Origin of the sequence: Krasilnikovia sp. MM14-A1004 (assembly GCF_047159485.1) — a bacterium.
Taxonomy (GTDB): Bacteria; Actinomycetota; Actinomycetes; order Mycobacteriales; family Micromonosporaceae; genus Actinoplanes.
Genome location: NZ_AP038773.1, coordinates 4,028,168 through 4,045,371, shown reverse-complemented (window position 1 = coordinate 4,045,371; position 17,204 = coordinate 4,028,168). Strand labels below are relative to the sequence as shown.

Below are 17,204 nucleotides of genomic sequence, written 5' to 3'. Positions count from 1 at the left end.
TGAGCGCCGGTCGGGCGGGCCAGGACATTTGTCCCGGCGGGGCGCGTATTCGCGGCTCTGCCGGTGCCGTCCGCGCCTGCATAGCGTCGTGGTCATGGATGACACAGTGGTACGTCTCAGTGGGCTCGACCGGCGGTTCGGTGCCGTCCGCGCCCTGGCCGGCCTCGACCTGGCCGTCACCCGGGGCACGACGGTCGCCCTGCTCGGGCCCAACGGCGCGGGCAAGACCACCGCCATCTCGATCATGCTCGGCCTGTCCCCGCCGGACGACGGCTCCGCCACCCTCTTCGGCGGACCGCCCGCCGCAGCGGTCCGGGCGGGCCGGGTCGGGGCGATGCTCCAGGACGGCGGATTCGTCCCCCAGGCCACCGTGCGGGAGGTGGTGGAACTGGCCCGGGCGCTCTACCCGCGGCCGCTGGCCGCCGACCGGATCCTCGCGATGGCCGGGCTGACCGGCCGGGCCACCCGACGGCTGGACCGGCTGTCCGGCGGCGAGGCGCAACGGGCCCGGTTCGCGTTCGCGATGGCCGGCAACCCCGACCTGCTGGTCCTCGACGAACCCACCGCGGCCATGGACGTCGCCGCCCGGCAGGCGTTCTGGGCGGCGATCCGCGCGTATGCGGACGACGGCGGCACCGTCCTGTTCAGCACCCATCACCTCGACGAGGCGGACCAGTTCGCCGACCGGGTCGTCGTGCTCGCCGAGGGGCGGGCGGTGGCCGACGCGCCCCCCGCGCAGATCCGGGCCCTGGCCGGCGGCCGCACCGTGACCTTCGACCTGGCCGGCCGATCGGCGGCGGGACTGGAGTCGCTGCCGGGGGTGCGGGCGGTGGACGTGCGCGGCGACCGGGTCGCGCTGACCACCGACGACTCCGACGCCACCGTACGGGCGCTGGCCGCCACCGGGTTCCGGGCACTGGAGGTCACCGCCGCGCCGCTGGAGGCCGCGTTTCTCACCCTCACCGGAACGGAGCACTGATGTACGCGTATCTGCGGTTCGAACTGCGGCGGCTCGCTCGGGACCCACGGTTGATGCTGTTCACCGTCCTGGGCCCGGTCGCGACGTACGTGATGTTCTCGTCGATGGGGGCGGACGGTGACCGGTTCGACGGCCTGGACGACGCCGCGGCGCTGATGGTCGGCCTGGCCGGGTACGGCGCGGTCGCGGCCGTCCTCATCGTCGGCGCCTCCGTCGCGCAGGAACGCGCGGCGGGCTGGCTCCGGCAGCTCCGTGTCACCCCGTTGCCCAGCGGGCGGGCGGTGGTGGCCAAGGCCGTCGTCAGCATGCTCAGCGCGCTGCCCGCCGTGGCCGCGGTGGGCGTCGCGGGGCGGATCCAGCACCACGTCGAGCTGAGCGTTTCGCGCTGGGCCGCCCTGCTGGCGTTGATGTGGCTCGGCACGGTGCCGTTCGCGCTGCTCGGCCTCGCCATCGGGTACGGGCTCACCCCGCACCTCGCCCAGCCGGTCACGTTCGTCGCGTTCCTCGGCCTGTCGGTCCTCGGGGGACTGCTCGTGCCGGTGACGTACTTCCCGGCCGCGCTGCAGCACCTCGCCCACGCGCTGCCCACGTACCGGTTCGCCGAACTCGGCTGGCGGTCGGTCGCCGGGATGGCCCCCACAGCGGCCGGCCTGGGTGTGCTGACCGCGTGGACCGTGGCGTTCGCGGCCGTCGCGGTGCTGGCGTACCGTCGGTCGACCGCCCGCGGCTAGCGATCGTTACGGTATCCGCCATGTCCGATGTCAGCCTGCCGGCGGCCGGTGCCGGGCCGGGCACGAAGCGTCGCGGCCTGCTGCTGGTGGCGGCGCACGCGTTCTGGTTCTGGCTGTTGCTGCCGCCGGCCGCGGCGATCGCCCACGGCCTGGTGCATCCGGCCGGGCTGGCCGCCGCCGGGCTGGCCGTCTTCGCGGCGCTCTATCTCGTCCTGGTGGCGGTGCCGGTGGCCGGGCTGGCGGTCCGGCCGGTGCTGTACCACGCCGGGCTGGGGTTGCTCGCCCTGCTCGGCGTCGCCCTCGCCGGTGCCTATGCCGGCGGCCCGGAGGGCTGGCTGGTCCTGCTGATGTACGTCGCCACAGCCGGTGCGGTGGGAGTGAACCGCGGCGGCTGGGGATTCGGGTGGGTCGGTGGCGCCACCGCAGCGGTGGTCGTGATCGGGGGGACCCACCGGATCCCGGGCGACGACATCGCCCAGTCGGCCCTGCTCACGATGCTGGCGGGGGCGATGACGGTGGCGTTCGCGCGGATGGCGCGCCTGGTGGACGAACTGCGCCGGACCCAGCGGGAGCTGGCGCGCACCGCGGTGGAGCAGGAACGGCTGCGGTTCGCCCGCGACCTGCACGACCTGCTCGGACACACGCTGTCGCTGGTCGTGGTGAAGGCGGAGGTCGTGCGCCGCCTGACCCCGCTGGATCCGGCCCGCGCCACGGCGGAGGCCGCCGACATCGAGCGCATCGGCCGTACGGCGCTCGCCGAGGTGCGGGAGGCGGTGACCGGATACCGGGACCACAGCTTCGGCCGCGAGCTGGCGGGCGCGCGCACGGCCCTGGCCGACGTCGGCATCGCCGTCACGGTACGGGAGAGTGGCCAGCCGTTGGGGGTGGAGGCCGACGACGCGTTCGGCTGGGTGGTGCGGGAAGGGGTGACCAATGTGCTCCGGCACAGCCGCGCCTCGCGGTGCGACATCGAGGTCCGTACCGATGGTTGTGGTTCGGTGCTGACCGTCCGCGACGACGGCGTGGGCGGGCGGCCGGAGCCGGGCAATGGCCTGCGCGGTCTCCGCGAGCGGCTGGGCCGCGCGGGCGGCACGCTGGAGGTCGCCCCGCTGCCCGGCGGCGGCCTCCAGCTCACCGCGCAGATCCCCGGCACGCAGGTCTCCGCCGCGCGGGCCGGGTGGTGACCGCGTGATCCGGCTGCTGCTGGCCGAGGACCAGGGCATGATGCGCGGCGCGCTGGCCCTGCTGCTGAACCTCGAACCCGACATCGAGGTGGTCGCCGACGTCGGCACCGGGACGGACGCGCTGGCGGCGGCGCTGCGGGTCAGGCCGGACGTGGCGCTGCTCGACATCGAGATGCCGGACGGCAACGGCCTGGACACCGCGGCCGCGCTGCGCGACCAGCTGCCCTCGTGCCGGGTGCTGATCCTGACCACCTTCGGCCGGCCCGGCTACCTGCGGCGGGCCATGGAGGCCGGGGCGACCGGCTTCATGGTCAAGGACGGCCCGGTGGAGGAGTTGGCGGTGGCCGTCCGGCGGGTGCTGTCCGGGGAACGGGTGATCGATCCGGCGCTGGCGGCGGCCGCCCTGTCCGCCGGGCCCAACCCGCTGACCGACCGCGAGCGGGACGTCCTCGCCGCGGCCGTGGACGGTGCCACGGTCGCCGACATCGCGGCCCGGCTGCACCTGTCCGAGAGCACCGTCCGCAACTACCTGTCGGCCGCGATCGGCAAGACCGGCACCCGCAACCGGATCGAGGCGTCCCGCAGTGCCCGCGCCAACGGCTGGCTCTGATCCGCTGCGGATCGGCGAGCCGCGTAGGATCGGCGGGCATGATCGAGACCGCGCGCGCCGCGTTCCGCCGGTTGCATGAGGCGGGCACGTTCGTCATGCCGAACCCGTGGGACGTGCCGTCGGCGCGGCTGCTGGAACACCTGGGCTTCCCCGCCCTGGCCACCACGAGTTCCGGCTTCGCCGCCTCGCTCGGCCGCGCCGACCAGCGCGTCACCCGCGACGAGCTGGTGGCCCACGTCGCCACGCTGACCGCGGCGGTCGCGGTGCCGGTCTCCGTGGACGCCGAGCGCGGGTACGCGGCGGATCCGGCGGGCGTCGCCGAGACCGTACGGATGCTCGCGGAGGCGGGCGCCAGCGGTGTGTCGATCGAGGACTACGACCCGGTCACCGGGCGCATCGACCCGGTCGGGGTGGCGGCCGAGCGGATCGCCGCGGCCGCCGGGGTCTGCGCCCGCCACGGCATGGTGCTCACCGGCCGCGCCGAGAACCACCTGTACGGCATCGGCGACCTGCGGGACACCATCGACCGCCTGGCCGCGTACCGGGACGCGGGCGCCGCCTGCCTGTACGCCCCCGGGCTGGCCGACCTCGGCGAGATCACCGGCGTGGTCCGGGAGATCGGCACCGCGGTCAACGTGCTGGCGCTGCGGCACGGCCCGAGCGTCGCCCAGCTCGCCTCCGCCGGCGTACGGCGGGTGTCGACGGGCGGCAGCCTGGCCTGGGCGGCGTACGGCGCACTCGTGGACGCCGCCACCGAGCTGCGCGACAGCGGCACGAGCGGCTATCTCGACCGGGCGCTGTCCCGTCCCATGCGCGACTCGGCCTTCCGGTCGGAGTAGCTTCCCGGCGCGGACCCGCAGCGCTAGAGTGGGCGACGGCTCGGGCGTGTTGTTCGCATGGATAACCAGCCGCCCTCAGCGTCACCGCCAACCATGTGCCGGCCCTCCGCGGGGTCCGGGTACAGCGCGGCGGACGGGAGCCGGACATGGTCGCAGCCAGGATTCACGTCAACGGGCGGGATGTTCCGCTCGGTGACATACCCGTGCACACGACCGCCCTGGAGTGGCTGCGCGGGCTCGGGCTGACCGGCTGCAAGGAAGGCTGCGGCGAGGGGGAGTGCGGCGCCTGCTCGGTGCTCGTCGCCCGCGCCGGGGTGCACACGCCGACCGAATGGGTGGCCGTCAACGCCTGTCTCCTGCCCGCCGCCGGGCTCGACGGGCAGGAGGTCGTCACCGTCGAGGGGCTGGGCGAGCCCGGCCACCTGCACCCGGTGCAGCACGAGATGGCAGTGCGCGGCGGTTCCCAGTGCGGCTACTGCACGCCGGGCTTCGTGTGCAGCATGGCCGCCGAGTTCTACCGCCCGGGCCGGGAGACGGACCCGCCGGACCCCGACCACGGGCCGAACGGGTTCGACCTGCACGCGCTCAGCGGCAACCTGTGCCGGTGCACCGGGTACCGGCCGATCCGCGACGCCGCGTACGCGCTCGGTGCCGCGCCCGGCGGCGACCCGCTGGCCCGCCGCCGGGACGAGCCCGCCCCGCCGCCCCGGCCGACCCGGCTGCGGCACGACGACGGCGCGTACGTGCGCCCCGCCACGTTGCCCGACGCGCTCGCGCTGCTGCGGGACCACCCCGCCGCGACCGTGGTCGCGGGCGCCACGGACTGGGGCGTCGAGGTCAACCTGCGGGGCGTGCGCGCCGCGCTGTCCGTCGCGATCGACCGGCTGCCGGAGCTGCGGGAACTCGTCGTCGGCCCCGGCCACATCGAGATCGGCGCCGCGCTGACCCTCACCGAGATCGAACGCCGCCTGGCCGGCCGGGTGGCGCTGCTCGATCAGCTGTTCCCGGTGTTCGCCTCCCGGCTCATCCGCAACAGCGCCACCATCGGCGGCAACCTGGGCACCGGGTCACCCATCGGCGACCTCCCGCCGGTGCTGCTGGCCCTGGACGCCACCGTGCTCCTGGCGAGCGCCGACGGCGACCGCGAGGTGCCGCTGGCCGACTACTTCACCGGCTACCGGCGCAGCGTCCGGCAGCCCGGCGAGCTGATCCGTGCGGTGCGCGTACCGCTGCCGGTCGCCGGCCTTGCGGCCTTCCACAAGGTCGCGAAGCGGCGCTTCGACGACATCTCCAGCGTGGCCGCCGCGTTCGCCCTGGACGTCGTCGACGGCACGGTGGTCCGGGCGCGGATCGGGCTCGGCGGCGTCGCGGCCACCCCGATCCGGGCCCGCGCCACCGAGGCCGCCCTGGAGGGCGAGCCGTGGTCCGCCGCGACAGCGGGGGCCGCCGCGGAGGTGCTGCGCGGCGAGGGCACCCCGCTGGACGACCACCGGGCCAGCGCCGCCTACCGCGCCGCGATGCTCGAACAGAGCCTGCGGAAGCTGTACGCCGACAACGAGGGCGAGGTATCGCTATGAGCGCCGTCGGCGTCGCGATTCCGCATGAGAGCGCCACCCTGCACGTCACCGGCGCCGCGCTCTACACCGAGGACCTCGCCGGTCGTACCAGGGACCTGCTGTACGCCCACCCGGTGCAGGTGCCGCACGCCCACGCCCGGATCACCGCCGTGCGCACCGCGCCCGCGCTGGCCGTCCCCGGCGTGGCCCGGGTGCTGACCGCCGCCGACGTACCCGGCATCAACGACGCCGGGGTCAAGCACGACGAGCCGCTCTTCCCCGACGAGGTGATGTTCTTCGGCCACGCCGTGTGCTGGGTGCTCGCCGAGACGCCCGAGGCGGCCCGGCTCGGCGCCGCCGCCGTCGAGGTCGACGCCGAGGCGCTGCCGTCCTGCGTGACCCTGGCCGAGGCGATCGGGGCCGGCAGCTTCCAGGGCGCCACCCCCCGGGTGGTGCGTGGCGACGTCGAGGCCGGGCTGGCCGAGGCCGCCCACGTGTTCAGCGGCGTGCTGGAGTTCGCCGGGCAGGAGCACTTCTACCTGGAGACGCAGTGCGCGCTCGCGCTGGTCGACGAGGCCGGGCAGGTATTCGTGCAGAGCAGCACCCAGCATCCCTCGGAGACCCAGGAGATCGTCGCGCACGTACTGGGCCGCGCCAGCCACGAGGTCACCGTGCAGTGCCTGCGGATGGGTGGCGGCTTCGGCGGCAAGGAGATGCAGCCGCACGGCTTCGCCGCGATCGCCGCGCTGGGTGCCACGCTCACCGGCCGCCCGGTGCTGATCCGCCTGACCCGTACCCAGGATCTCACCATGACGGGCAAGCGCCACGGCTTCCACGTCGACTGGCGGGTCGGCTTCGACGCCGACGGTCGGCTGCGGGCGCTGGACGCGACGTTGACCTCCGACGGCGGCTGGAGCCTGGACCTGTCCGAGCCGGTGCTGGCCCGCGCGCTGTGCCACGTCGACAACGCGTACTGGCTGCCGCATGTGCGGCTGGCCGGGCGGATCGCGCGTACCCACAAGACGTCCAGTACGGCGTTCCGCGGCTTCGGCGGCCCGCAGGGGATGATGGTCATCGAGGACATCCTCGGCCGGTGTGCGCCGCTGCTCGGCATCGACGCCATCGAGCTGCGGCGGCGCAACTTCTACCAGCCCGGCCAGGACACGCCGTACGGGCAGCCGGTGCGCCACGCGGAACGGCTGGACCGGCTGTGGCAGCAGGTCCTCGACAGCGGTGGGGTCGCCGAGCGGCAGCAGCGCATCGCCGCGTTCAACGCCGCCCACCCGCACACCAAGCGCGCTCTGGCGCTGACCCCTGTCAAGTTCGGCATCTCCTTCAACTTCACCGCGTTCAACCAGGCCGGTGCGCTCGTGCACGTGTACAAGGACGGCTCCGTCCTGGTCAACCACGGCGGCACGGAGATGGGCCAGGGCCTGCACACGAAGATGTTGCAGGTCGCCGCGACCACGTTGGGCATCCCGTTGAGCCGGGTGCGGCTGGCACCGACCCGTACCGACAAGGTGCCCAACACCTCGGCCACCGCCGCCAGCTCCGGCGCCGACCTCAACGGCGGCGCGGTCCGCCACGCCTGCATGCAGATCCGCGACCGGCTCACCGCGGTGGCCGCCGAGATGCTCGGCGGCGGCGACGTACACATCGTCGACGGTGTCGCCCGGCGGCCCGGTGCCGCCGACGGCATCGCGTGGGACGAGCTGGTCCGCGCTGCCTACTTCCAGCGGGTGCAGCTGTTCGCCGCGGGCTACTACCGCACCGAGGGCCTGCACTGGGACGCGTCGGTGATGCGGGGTTCGCCGTTCAAATACTTCGCGTACGGGGCGGCGGCGGCCGAGGTCGAGGTGGACGGGTTCACCGGGGCGTACCGGATCCGGCGGGTCGACATCGTGCACGACGTCGGGGACAGCCTCTCCCCGCTGATCGACATCGGCCAGATCGAGGGCGGCTTCGTGCAGGGCGCGGGCTGGCTCACCCTGGAGGACCTGCGCTGGGACACCGGCACGGGCCCCGCTCGCGGACGACTGAGTACGCAGGGTGCCAGCACCTACAAGCTGCCCAGCCTGTTCGACATGCCGGAGGAATTCCACGTCACGCTGCTCAGTGACGCCACCGAGGACGGCGTCGTCCACGGCTCCAAGGCGGTCGGTGAGCCGCCCCTCATGCTGGCGTTCTGTGTCCGGGAGGCGCTGCGCCAGGCCGCGGCGGCGTTCGGGCCCGACGGCATCAGCCTCGACCTGGCCTCACCGGCCACACCGGAGGCGGTGTTCTGGGCGGTCGAGCGGGCCCGCACCGGGGCGGGACCGGTCGCCGCCGTCCCGCAGACCCTGCGCCCCGCGCCCGAACCGGCCGGCGAGACGGTGCGCCATGGCTGACCGCGGCTGGATCACCGCGGTCGCGCGGCTGCGCGAGACCCGAGAGCCCGGTGTCCTGGCGACCGTGGTGACGGTGCGCGGGCACGCACCCCGCGCGGCCGGCGCGAAACTCGTGGTCGGCGCCGCCCGTACGTGGGGGTCGGTCGGCGGCGGCAATCTCGAAGCGGTGGTCGTCGACAAGGCCCGCGCGCTGCTGGCCGACGCCGCGGCGACGCCCGAGCTGGTCACGATCGCGCTGTCCGACAAGGCCCCCTACCAGTACGGGGTGCAGTGCTGCGGGGGCACCGTCACCGTCCTGCTGGAGCCGCTGCCCGCGCCGCCCGCGGTGGCCGTGTTCGGCGTCGGCCACGTGGGTCTGGAACTGGCCCGCATCCTGGCCCGGCACGACCTCGACCTGCACCTGGTCGACACCCGCCCGGAGCAGCTCACCGCCGAGCGGCTGGCCGTGCTCGACGACGCGCTCGCCCACATCTACGTGCACCGGCTGGCCGTACTGCCCGAGATCGTGCTGGGTGAGCTGCCCGCCGGCACCCACATCCTGATCATGACGCACGATCACGCCGAGGACTTCGCGCTCTGCGACGCGGTGCTGCGTGGCGGCGACTTCGGCTCGATCGGGCTGATCGGCTCGGCCGCGAAATGGGCCCGGTTCAGCACCCGGCTCGCCGCGCAGGGCCACGACGCCACGGCACTCGAACGGATCACCACGCCGATCGGCATCCCCGGCATCCACGGCAAGGAACCCGCCACGATCGCCGTCAGCGTCGCCGCCGACCTGCTGCGCACCATCGACCGGGCCGGGGCCCCGCTACCCGCGGACGCCGACGGATGATCCTGTACCGCGCGCAGGTCCTGGACACCCCCGACGACCCGTTCCGTGGGGGAGCGCTGCGCCACGACGCCGACGCCGGACTGCTCGTCGCGCACGGGCAGATCGTCGAGCGGGGCCCGTTCACGCAGGTGCGCTCCCGGCACCCCGGCGCGGAGGTGGTCGTGCTCGGCGACGGCATGCTGCTGCCCGGCCTGGTCGACACCCACGTCCACTTCCCCCAGGTACGGATCATCGGCGCGCTCGGCATGCCGCTGCTGGAGTGGCTGGAGCGCTGCGCGCTGCCGGAGGAGTCCCGGCTCGCCGGGGTGACGTACGCCCGCGCGGTCGCCGCCGAGTTCGTCACCTCGCTGCTGGCCGCGGGCACCACCACGGCGCTGGTCTTCGGCTCGCACTTCGCCGCCGCCGTCGACGAGCTGTTCGCGGCGGCCGCCGGGCCCGGCCTGCGCATCACCAGCGGGCTGGTCGTCGCCGACCGGATGCTGCGCCCCGAGCTGCACACGACGGCGCAGCGCGGCTACGACGAGGGGCGGGCACTGGCGGACCGCTGGCACGGCCGGGGCCGCAGCCGCTACGCGGTGACCCCGCGCTTCGCGCTGTCCAGCACGGACGAGCTGCTGGCCGCCTGCGGGCAGCTGCACCGCGACGTGCCGGGCAGCTGGTTCACCTCGCACCTCAACGAGAACCCCATCGAGATCAGTACGGTCCAGCAGCTGTTCGGCGACGGCAGCTACCTCGACTGCTACGACCGGCACGGGCTGGTGGGCCGCAGCAGCGTCTTCGCCCACAACGTGCACCCCACCGACGCCGAGCTGAAGCGACTGGCCCAGGCAGGGTCCAGCGTGGCGCACTGCCCCACCAGCAACGCGGCGCTGGGCAGCGGGCTGTTCCCGCTGAACCGTCACCTCGCGTTCGGGGTGCCCGTGGCGTTGGGCTGCGACGTCGGCGCCGGCACCGGCTTCTCGCTGTTGAAGGAGGCGCTGCAGGCGTACCTGTTGCAGCGCCTGCGGGACGAGCAGAGCGTGCTGCTCGGCCCGGCGCACCTGCTGCACCTGGCCACCGTGGCGGGGGCCGAGGCCCTCGGCCTGCGCGACGAGGTCGGTGACCTGAGTGTGGGCCGCCGCTTCGACGCGGTCTGGGTGCGGCCCGTCCCGGGCACGCCCCTGGACATCGGCTTGCGGCATGCGGACGGACCGGAGGACGCCCTGGCGAAGGTGTTCACGCTCGCCACGCCGCACGAGGTGGCGCGGGTCTGGATCGACGGGGTCCCCGTGGAAGGCTCGGCGGGCTGAACGCCACGCCGCGCACTGGACAGATTGTTCAAGGGTCGCGCGCTCAGCAAGGCTGATCTGCACAGAATGCTCGCTCCCGACTGGGCGTGTTGTGCACCACAGCCCGTTCCTCAAGGCTGAAGACCCCAGCCCGATCCCGCCGAAGCGGGATCAGCCCATGTCCGTGCATGACAGGCTCAGGTCGGGCCCGAACGGAGGTACGGATGGCGCACTACCAGCGAGCCGGCAGCATCCCGGCCAAACGGCACACCCAGCACCGCGATCCCGGCGGGAACCTCTACTACGAGGAGCTGATGGGCGAGGAGGGCTTCTCCTCCGACTCGTCGCTGCTGTACCACCGGCACGTTCCCTCGGCCATCGTCGACGCGCGCCCCTGGGACCTGCCCGACCCGGCCACCGTGCCGAACCAGCCGTTGCTGCCCCGGCATCTGAAGCTGCACGACCTCTTCGGCGAGCAGGAGTGGAAGGCGCGCGACGCGGTACGCGACCGGCGGCTCGTCCTGGGCAACGCCGACGTCCGGATCACCTATGTGGTGGCCGGCGAGACCTCGCCGCTCTACCGCAACGCCACCGGCGACGAGTGCGCGTACGTCGAGTCCGGCACCGGCACCGTGGAGACGATCTTCGGTGACCTGGAGGTCGGCACCGGCGACTACGTCATCATTCCGCGGGCGACCACCCACCGCTGGGTGCCGGCGGGACACGAGCCGCTGCGCCTCTACGTCATCGAGGCCAACAGCCACATCGCCCCGCCCAAGCGGTACCTGTCGCGCTACGGCCAGTTCCTGGAGCACTCGCCGTACTGCGAGCGTGACCTGCGGACGCCGGGCCTGCCGCGCCTGGTGGACGAGCAGGACGTCGAGGTCTACATCAAACACCGCGGCGACGGCCCGGCCGGGCTCACCGGGACCGTGCACGTGCTGCCGCACCACCCGTTCGACGTGGTCGGCTGGGACGGCTGTTTATACCCGTACGCGTTCAACATCGCCGACTTCGAGCCGATCACCGGCCGGGTCCACCAGCCGCCGCCCGTGCACCAGGTCTTCGAGGGCAACAACTTCGTGATCTGCAACTTCGTACCGCGCAAGGTCGACTACCACCCGCTGGCCGTGCCGGTGCCCTACTACCACTCGAATGTGGACTCCGACGAGGTCATGTTCTACGTCGGCGGCGACTACGAGGCCCGCAAGGGCTCCGGGATCAACGTCGGGTCCATCTCGCTGCACCCCGGCGGGCACTCCCACGGCCCGCAGCCGAGCGCCATCGAGGCCAGCCTCGGCGCGGAACGGTTCGACGAGCTCGCCGTCATGGTCGACACGTTCCGGCCGCTCGGCCTGGGCGAGGCGGGCCGGGCCTGCGACGACGGCAGGTACGCGTGGACCTGGGCGGGACGGGGACCGGCCTCGTGACCGGGACCCGGACCGCGCCGCCCCGGCTGTTCCTCGGCCTGCTCGACGACGCCGCCATCTTCCCGCCCGGCAATGTCGCGTTGCCCGACGCCGTACGGGCCCACCAGGACCGGCGGTCGTCGCCGCTGGCGCCGCTGCTCGGCCCGTTCATCTGCTCCCTGCCCCGGTGGGAGGAGCTGACGGCGGCCCTGGGCGCCGGGCCGCCGCTGCCGGTCGCGCTCACCGTCCCCGGCGGGGCGCAGGACGTTCCCGCCGCGGTCGGGCGAGCGCGGGCGGAACCCCGCGTGGAGCTGCAGGCGCTGGAGGTCCCGGCGAGCGCCGACCGGCTGGCCGAGCTGGCGGACACCGTCGCGCGGCAGGTGCCCGCGACGGTGCACACGTACGTCGAGCTGCCGTGGGCCGACGTCACGGCGGCCGCGGTCGCCACGCTCGTCGGTGCCGGCCTGCGCCTCAAGGTCCGTACCGGTGGGCTGGTCGCGGCGGCCTTCCCGGACGAGCCGCAGCTGGCCGCCGTCCTGGACGCGGCGGTCCGTGGCGGCCTCGCGTTCAAGCTCACCGCCGGCCTGCACGACCCGGTCCGGCACCGCGATCCCACCACCGGCTTCGAACACCACGGCTACCTGAACGTGCTCCTCGCGACCGCCCGCGCCCTGGACGGCGGCGACGTCGCCGCGGCGCTGGCCGACCATGATGGAGTACGGGTGGCGGCCGCGGTCGCCGGCATCGACGACCCCCTCGCCGAGCGGGTCCGCCACCACTTCGTCAGCTTCGGTACGTGCAGCATCACCGAGCCGGTCGACGGCCTGCTGCACCACGGACTTCTCCCGGAGGATCCCCGTTGACCACCGTCCCCGCCACTTGGCTCGATCTTCCGGCGGATCATCCGTTCGGCGTCGCCACCCTGCCCTACGGGGTGTTCAGCACCGCGCCGGATCCGGACCCCCGGGTCGGGGTCGCGATCGGCGACATGGTCCTGGACCTGGCACCGGCCGTCCGGCGCCTGGCGCCGCCGCTGGCCGACGCCGTGGCGGGACCGTCGCTGGACACGCTGTTGGCCGCCGGGCCGCACGCCTGGTCGCAGGTGCGTGCCCTGGTGACGGCATGGCTCACCGACGCCTCGTTCAGTGAACGGCTGAGCCACCATCTCGTCCCGGCGGGGGACGCCGTCATGCACCTGCCATTCACGGTCGCCGACTACGTCGACTTCTACGCCTCCGAACAGCACGCGACCAACCTCGGGCGGATGTTCCGGCCCAACCAGGACCCGCTGACGCCGAACTGGAAGCACCTCCCGATCGGCTACCACGGCCGCGCCGGCACCATCGTCGGCTCCGGCACGGATGTCGTCCGCCCCTGCGGCCAGCGCCGCGGCGCCGACGGCGAGATCACCTTCGGGCCGTCGCAGCGCCTCGACATCGAGGCCGAGCTGGGCTTCGTCGTCGGCACCGGGTCGCGGCTGGGCCGGCCCGTCGACCTGGCCCGATTCCCCGAGCACGTCTTCGGGGTCTGCCTGGTCAACGACTGGTCCGCCCGCGACATCCAGGCCTGGGAATACGTGCCGCTCGGCCCGTTCCTCGGCAAGTCGTTCGGCACCTCGATCTCGCCCTGGATCGTGCCGCTGGCCGCGCTCGAAGCCGCCCGGGTGACACCGCCGGCCCGGACCGTGCCGCTGCTGCCGTACCTCGACGACGCGCAGACGCCGCCGTGGGGGCTGGACGTCCGGCTCGAGGTACGGCTCAACGGCCACGTCGTCTCGCGCCCGAGGTTCGACGGCATGTACTGGACTCCCGCGCAGATGCTGGCGCACATGACCGTCAACGGCGCGTCCCTGCGTACCGGCGACCTCTACGCCTCCGGCACGATCAGCGGCGAACGCCCCGACCAGCGCGGTTCGCTCATCGAACTGTCGTGGGGCGGCGCGGAACCTCTCGCGCTGCCGGACGGCACGACCCGCACCTTCCTGGAGGACGGTGACGAGGTCGTGATCAGCGCGACCGCGCCCGGCGCGGACGGTGCCGTCATCGGTCTCGGCGAGGTCCGCGGCCGCATCCTGCCCGCGGCGGAACCGCCCCGGTAGGCGTCCCCGCGGCGGAGCCCGGTAGGTGTCAGCGCAGGATGCCGGTGTGGCCGAGGGAGTAGCGGCCGGGCTGGGGCCAGACGCAGAGGCCGTGGGGTTGCCTGCCGACCCTGATGCGGGCGAGGAGGTGGCCGTCGGCGGTGTCGATGGCGTACACCTCGGCGTGGTAGCGGCCGGAGAGCCAGAGGACCTTGCCGTCGGCGGAGACCCCACCCATGTCCGGGCTGGTACGGCCGGGCAGCCGCCACTTCTCGACGACCCTGCCGGTGGCGAAGCTGATGAGCGAGATGCTGCCCTCGCCGCGGTTGGACACGTACAGGATCTCAGAATCCCGGCTGGGATAGAGCCCGTGCGCGCCGTCGCCGGTCGGCACGAACGTGGGTGTGGTGAAACGGTCACCGTCGAGGACCCACACGCCGCTGGTCTGCATGTCGGCGACGTACCAGGTGCGCCCGTCCGGGGAGATCTTGATGTCCTGCGGCATGGGATGCTCGCCCGGCAGATGGAGCCGGCCCAGCACGGTGTGCCGGAGCGTGTCGACCTTGATCAGGTCGCCGGAGAACTCGCAGGTCGCGATGAAGTAGCGCCCGTCCGGGGAGAAGTCCGCGTGGTTGACCCCGGCACAGTGGACCGCAAGTGTGTCCTTGACGGCCATCGTGTGCGGGTCGCGGAAGACGATCTCCTTCATCCGCTCCGCCATGACGACGGCGTACTTGCCGTCCGGCGTGAAGTACAGGTTGTACGGGTCCGCCACGGGCACGGGTCTGCCGAAACGCCCGGTGGCCGCGTCGATCGGGGTCAGCGAGTTGCCGGTGTCGTTGTTGACCCACAGCGTCCGGAGGTCCCAGGACGGCACCACGTGCTGAGGGCCCTTGCCGACCCGTACGGTGCGCAGCACCCGGTAGGTGCGCGGGTCGATGACCGTCACCGTGTTGCTGTCCAGATTGGGGACGTACACCAGCGGCCTGTCGCGGCGTACGACCGCGGACAGGTCGCCCGGCCGGTCCGCCGCGTAGAGGTCGCTCGGCGACAGCGGCGGGGGCATCCCGGGCAACGGTCCCGGTGCGGCGGCCGGCACGGGGGAGGGCCGCACCGCGGCGGGCGCCGCGGCGGCCCGGTGGACACGATGCGTGCTCTCGCAGGCGGCCGCCATCGCCACCGCGGCCAGCAGGGCCGCCGCCAGCGTGATCCGACGTCGGACTCGTCCGGGGCGATGCGTCACGGGGCCTCCAACCTGGGGATTAATGCCGGAATTCGGATGCTATGAGACTCTCGCCACATCGGCGGCTTGCGATAGGCGGCTAGCGTGTGCGCCGTGTTCCTCGCCAGCCGTCGATGTCGTCCGGTCAGACTCGTGGCCTTCCTCGCGGCGATCACCCTCACGGTGACCGCGGGATGCTCGGCGGGCTCGGCGGCGGTGGCGGCCAGGTCCCGCCCCGGTCAGCCTGGCACGTCCGCCGCGGCAGGACCACCGCAAGACGCCCATCGTGGTGACGGCGGTGCGTTCGCCGGCAAACTACCCACTTTCGGGCCACCACCGACGCCCCACCCCATCACGGTGCCGGACGGGCCGGTCGCCCCGATCTACAAACGGCTGCCGGTCGACCAGCCGGTGGCGTTCCTGACCATGGACGACGGTCAGACGCAGCTCGCGCAGGCCCACGACCTCATGCAGGCCGCGCACATCCCGTTCACCATGTTTCTCATCGCCCCGGTGGCCGCCGCGAATCCGCCGTTCTTCCAGCGGCTGGTGGCGGCCGGAGGGGTGATCGAGGACCACACGCTGACCCACACCAGCCTGCGCGGAAAGCCGTACGCGGTGCAGCGCCACGAGATCTGCGGGGCGAAGGCGAGCCTGGAGAAGACGTTCGGCACGCCGATGCGGTTCTTCCGGCCGCCGTACGGCAACTACGACCAGAACACCCTCAGGGCCGTCCACGACTGTGGCCTGCAGGCGGCGTTCTACTGGTCGGAAACGGTCAACAAGGGCAAGGTCCGCTACCAGACCCCGGTGCACCGGATCCAACCCGGAGACATCATCCTCATGCACTTCCGGCCCGCGTTCGTCCAGGACGTCACCGCGGCACTGCGGGCCATCCACGACGCCGGTCTCACCCCGGCGCTGCTCGAGGACTATCTGCCCCCGAGCGGTGCAGCGCCTGCACAGAAGCCACCGGCCGGGGCGTACCCGCCCCCGGCGGTGTCGCGCTGAGCCAGCCCCGGAGGGTGGCCTGCATGCCGGCCTGGAACCGGGTGTTGGCGCCGAGGCGGTCCAGCAGCGCGCGCAGGCGGCGCTGGTAGGTGCGGTGGGCCAGGCCGAGGTGCGCGGCGATGGCTTCGTCGGTGGCCCCGCTGGCCAGCAGGCTGAGCAGGCGCAGCTCGTCGGGCGTGGGCTGGTCGGCGCTGCCGGGTTGTTCGCCGGACAGGCGCAACGGCAGCGCCAGACGCCACAGGTGCTCGAAGAGGGTGCCGAGCGCCTCCAGCAGCCCGGACGGGTGGACGATCACCATGCTCTCCAGGCGCGCCGGGGCGGGTTCCAGCGGGAGGATCGCCGCCTGGTCGTCGATGAGGCCCAGCTTGGTGGGCGCGTCGTTCATGACCCGCGCCTCCTCCCCCCGCCCGATACAGGCCGCCACATCGGTACGCAGGTCGTGGAACTCGATCAGCCCGGCCGAGTCGTAGATCGCGCGGCAGCGCACGCCCTTGGCCAGCATGTCGGATTCGGTGGCGATGTTGTCCTGCGCCGGAACGGCGTACGGCGGCTTGTCGACGACCCGCAGTTGCTCCCGGGCGCTGCGCTGCAGCTGCATCCAGCGCTGCCGGATCAGGGGACGGCCGGTGACGATCTCGACGAGTTCGGCGGGGTCGCGGCCGCCCGCGGCCTGGTGGAAGCGGGCCAGGAGCTGTTCGACGTACTCGCGGGCCTGCGTGAGCGACCGTTCGCGGGCCGTGAACAGTTGCTCGAACGCGGTCGCGGGTGACACCGCGGCGTAGCGGGACGGCCGGCCGGGGACGCGGGTGATCAGGTGCTTGGTCACCATCGTCTCGACGGCCCGGCGCAGCACGTCGGCGCTCACCGACAGGGCACCGGCGAGATCCTCCACAGTCTGCGGTGGGCCCTCGACGAGGATCTCGTAGACGGCCTGTTCGACGGGGTCGAGGTCGAGAACGTCGAGCATGCGCTGATTCTGCCCCGACCCGGCGTGACCGTGCCCGCGCCGTCGTGGCGGAAAGTGGCCAGGAGCGGTTTGCGCCGCGGGTGAGTCCTTCCCCGACGGCCCCGTCGCAGGTCAGCATCATCAATCAACCCG

Annotated in this window: 15 protein-coding genes; 13 read left to right on the top strand and 2 right to left on the bottom strand. The window is 73.3% G+C overall.

All coding sequences use genetic code 11. The features are described from left to right. Positions 1-94 precede the first annotated feature (94 nt). The 12 genes from ACMCNN_RS17520 (at position 95) to fahA (ending at position 13,893) form a co-directional block, all read left to right on the top strand. Positions 95-979 (top strand): ABC transporter ATP-binding protein, encoded by an 885-nt coding sequence (locus ACMCNN_RS17520; RefSeq protein ID WP_412741573.1) that lies wholly within the window; start codon positions 95-97, stop codon positions 977-979. Then, positions 979-1,710, top strand: coding sequence for an ABC transporter permease (locus tag ACMCNN_RS17515; RefSeq protein WP_412741572.1), 732 nt, complete (start codon positions 979-981; stop codon positions 1,708-1,710). The genes ACMCNN_RS17520 and ACMCNN_RS17515 overlap by 1 nt, the downstream gene beginning before the upstream one ends. Positions 1,711-1,730: 20 nt before the next feature. Further along, positions 1,731-2,894, top strand: coding sequence for a sensor histidine kinase (locus ACMCNN_RS17510; protein ID WP_412741571.1), 1,164 nt, complete (start codon positions 1,731-1,733; stop codon positions 2,892-2,894). 4 nt (positions 2,895-2,898) lie between these two features. Next, positions 2,899-3,504, top strand: a complete 606-nt coding sequence (locus ACMCNN_RS17505) for a response regulator transcription factor (RefSeq protein WP_412741570.1) — start codon at positions 2,899-2,901, stop codon at positions 3,502-3,504. A 38-nt stretch (positions 3,505-3,542) separates the two neighbouring features. After that, on the top strand, positions 3,543-4,343 hold the full coding sequence (locus ACMCNN_RS17500) for an isocitrate lyase/PEP mutase family protein (protein WP_412741569.1): 801 nt from the start codon (positions 3,543-3,545) through the stop codon (positions 4,341-4,343). A 203-nt stretch (positions 4,344-4,546) separates the two neighbouring features. Then, on the top strand, positions 4,547-5,920 hold the full coding sequence (locus ACMCNN_RS17495) for a xanthine dehydrogenase small subunit (protein WP_412741568.1): 1,374 nt from the start codon (positions 4,547-4,549) through the stop codon (positions 5,918-5,920). Continuing rightward, positions 5,917-8,286 (top strand): xanthine dehydrogenase molybdopterin binding subunit, encoded by a 2,370-nt coding sequence (gene xdhB / locus ACMCNN_RS17490; protein ID WP_412741567.1) that lies wholly within the window; start codon positions 5,917-5,919, stop codon positions 8,284-8,286. The genes ACMCNN_RS17495 and xdhB overlap by 4 nt, the downstream gene beginning before the upstream one ends. Then, positions 8,279-9,118 carry a xanthine dehydrogenase accessory protein XdhC gene (xdhC, locus tag ACMCNN_RS17485; RefSeq protein WP_412741566.1) on the top strand — a complete coding sequence of 280 codons (840 nt, stop codon included), beginning with the start codon at positions 8,279-8,281 and terminating at the stop codon, positions 9,116-9,118. The genes xdhB and xdhC overlap by 8 nt, the downstream gene beginning before the upstream one ends. Then, positions 9,115-10,407, top strand: a complete 1,293-nt coding sequence (gene guaD / locus ACMCNN_RS17480) for a guanine deaminase (RefSeq protein ID WP_412741565.1) — start codon at positions 9,115-9,117, stop codon at positions 10,405-10,407. The genes xdhC and guaD overlap by 4 nt, the downstream gene beginning before the upstream one ends. Positions 10,408-10,610: 203 nt before the next feature. Then, complete coding sequence (locus tag ACMCNN_RS17475) at positions 10,611-11,816, top strand: homogentisate 1,2-dioxygenase (protein WP_412741564.1); 1,206 nt, start codon at positions 10,611-10,613, stop codon at positions 11,814-11,816. Beyond that, positions 11,813-12,658, top strand: coding sequence for a hypothetical protein (locus ACMCNN_RS17470; RefSeq protein ID WP_412741563.1), 846 nt, complete (start codon positions 11,813-11,815; stop codon positions 12,656-12,658). Before ACMCNN_RS17475 ends, ACMCNN_RS17470 begins: the two co-directional genes overlap by 4 nt. Then, a complete protein-coding gene (fahA, locus tag ACMCNN_RS17465) occupies positions 12,655-13,893 on the top strand; it encodes a fumarylacetoacetase (RefSeq protein WP_412741562.1) in 1,239 nt (412 codons plus the stop codon). The genes ACMCNN_RS17470 and fahA overlap by 4 nt, the downstream gene beginning before the upstream one ends. 28 nt (positions 13,894-13,921) lie before the next feature. Here fahA and ACMCNN_RS17460 read toward each other — a convergent pair whose 3' ends face one another. Next, on the bottom strand, positions 13,922-15,115 hold the full coding sequence (locus tag ACMCNN_RS17460; protein WP_412741561.1) for a hypothetical protein: 1,194 nt from the start codon (positions 15,113-15,115) through the stop codon (positions 13,922-13,924). Between the two features lie 336 nt (positions 15,116-15,451). Here ACMCNN_RS17460 and ACMCNN_RS17455 point away from each other — a divergent pair, with 336 nt between their 5' ends. Further along, a complete protein-coding gene (locus ACMCNN_RS17455; protein ID WP_412741560.1) occupies positions 15,452-16,105 on the top strand; it encodes a polysaccharide deacetylase family protein in 654 nt (217 codons plus the stop codon). Here ACMCNN_RS17455 and ACMCNN_RS17450 read toward each other — a convergent pair. Continuing rightward, positions 16,005-17,072 carry a helix-turn-helix domain-containing protein gene (locus tag ACMCNN_RS17450; protein ID WP_412741559.1) on the bottom strand — a complete coding sequence of 356 codons (1,068 nt, stop codon included), beginning with the start codon at positions 17,070-17,072 and terminating at the stop codon, positions 16,005-16,007. The genes ACMCNN_RS17455 and ACMCNN_RS17450 overlap by 101 nt on opposite strands. Positions 17,073-17,204: the final 132 nt, after the last annotated feature.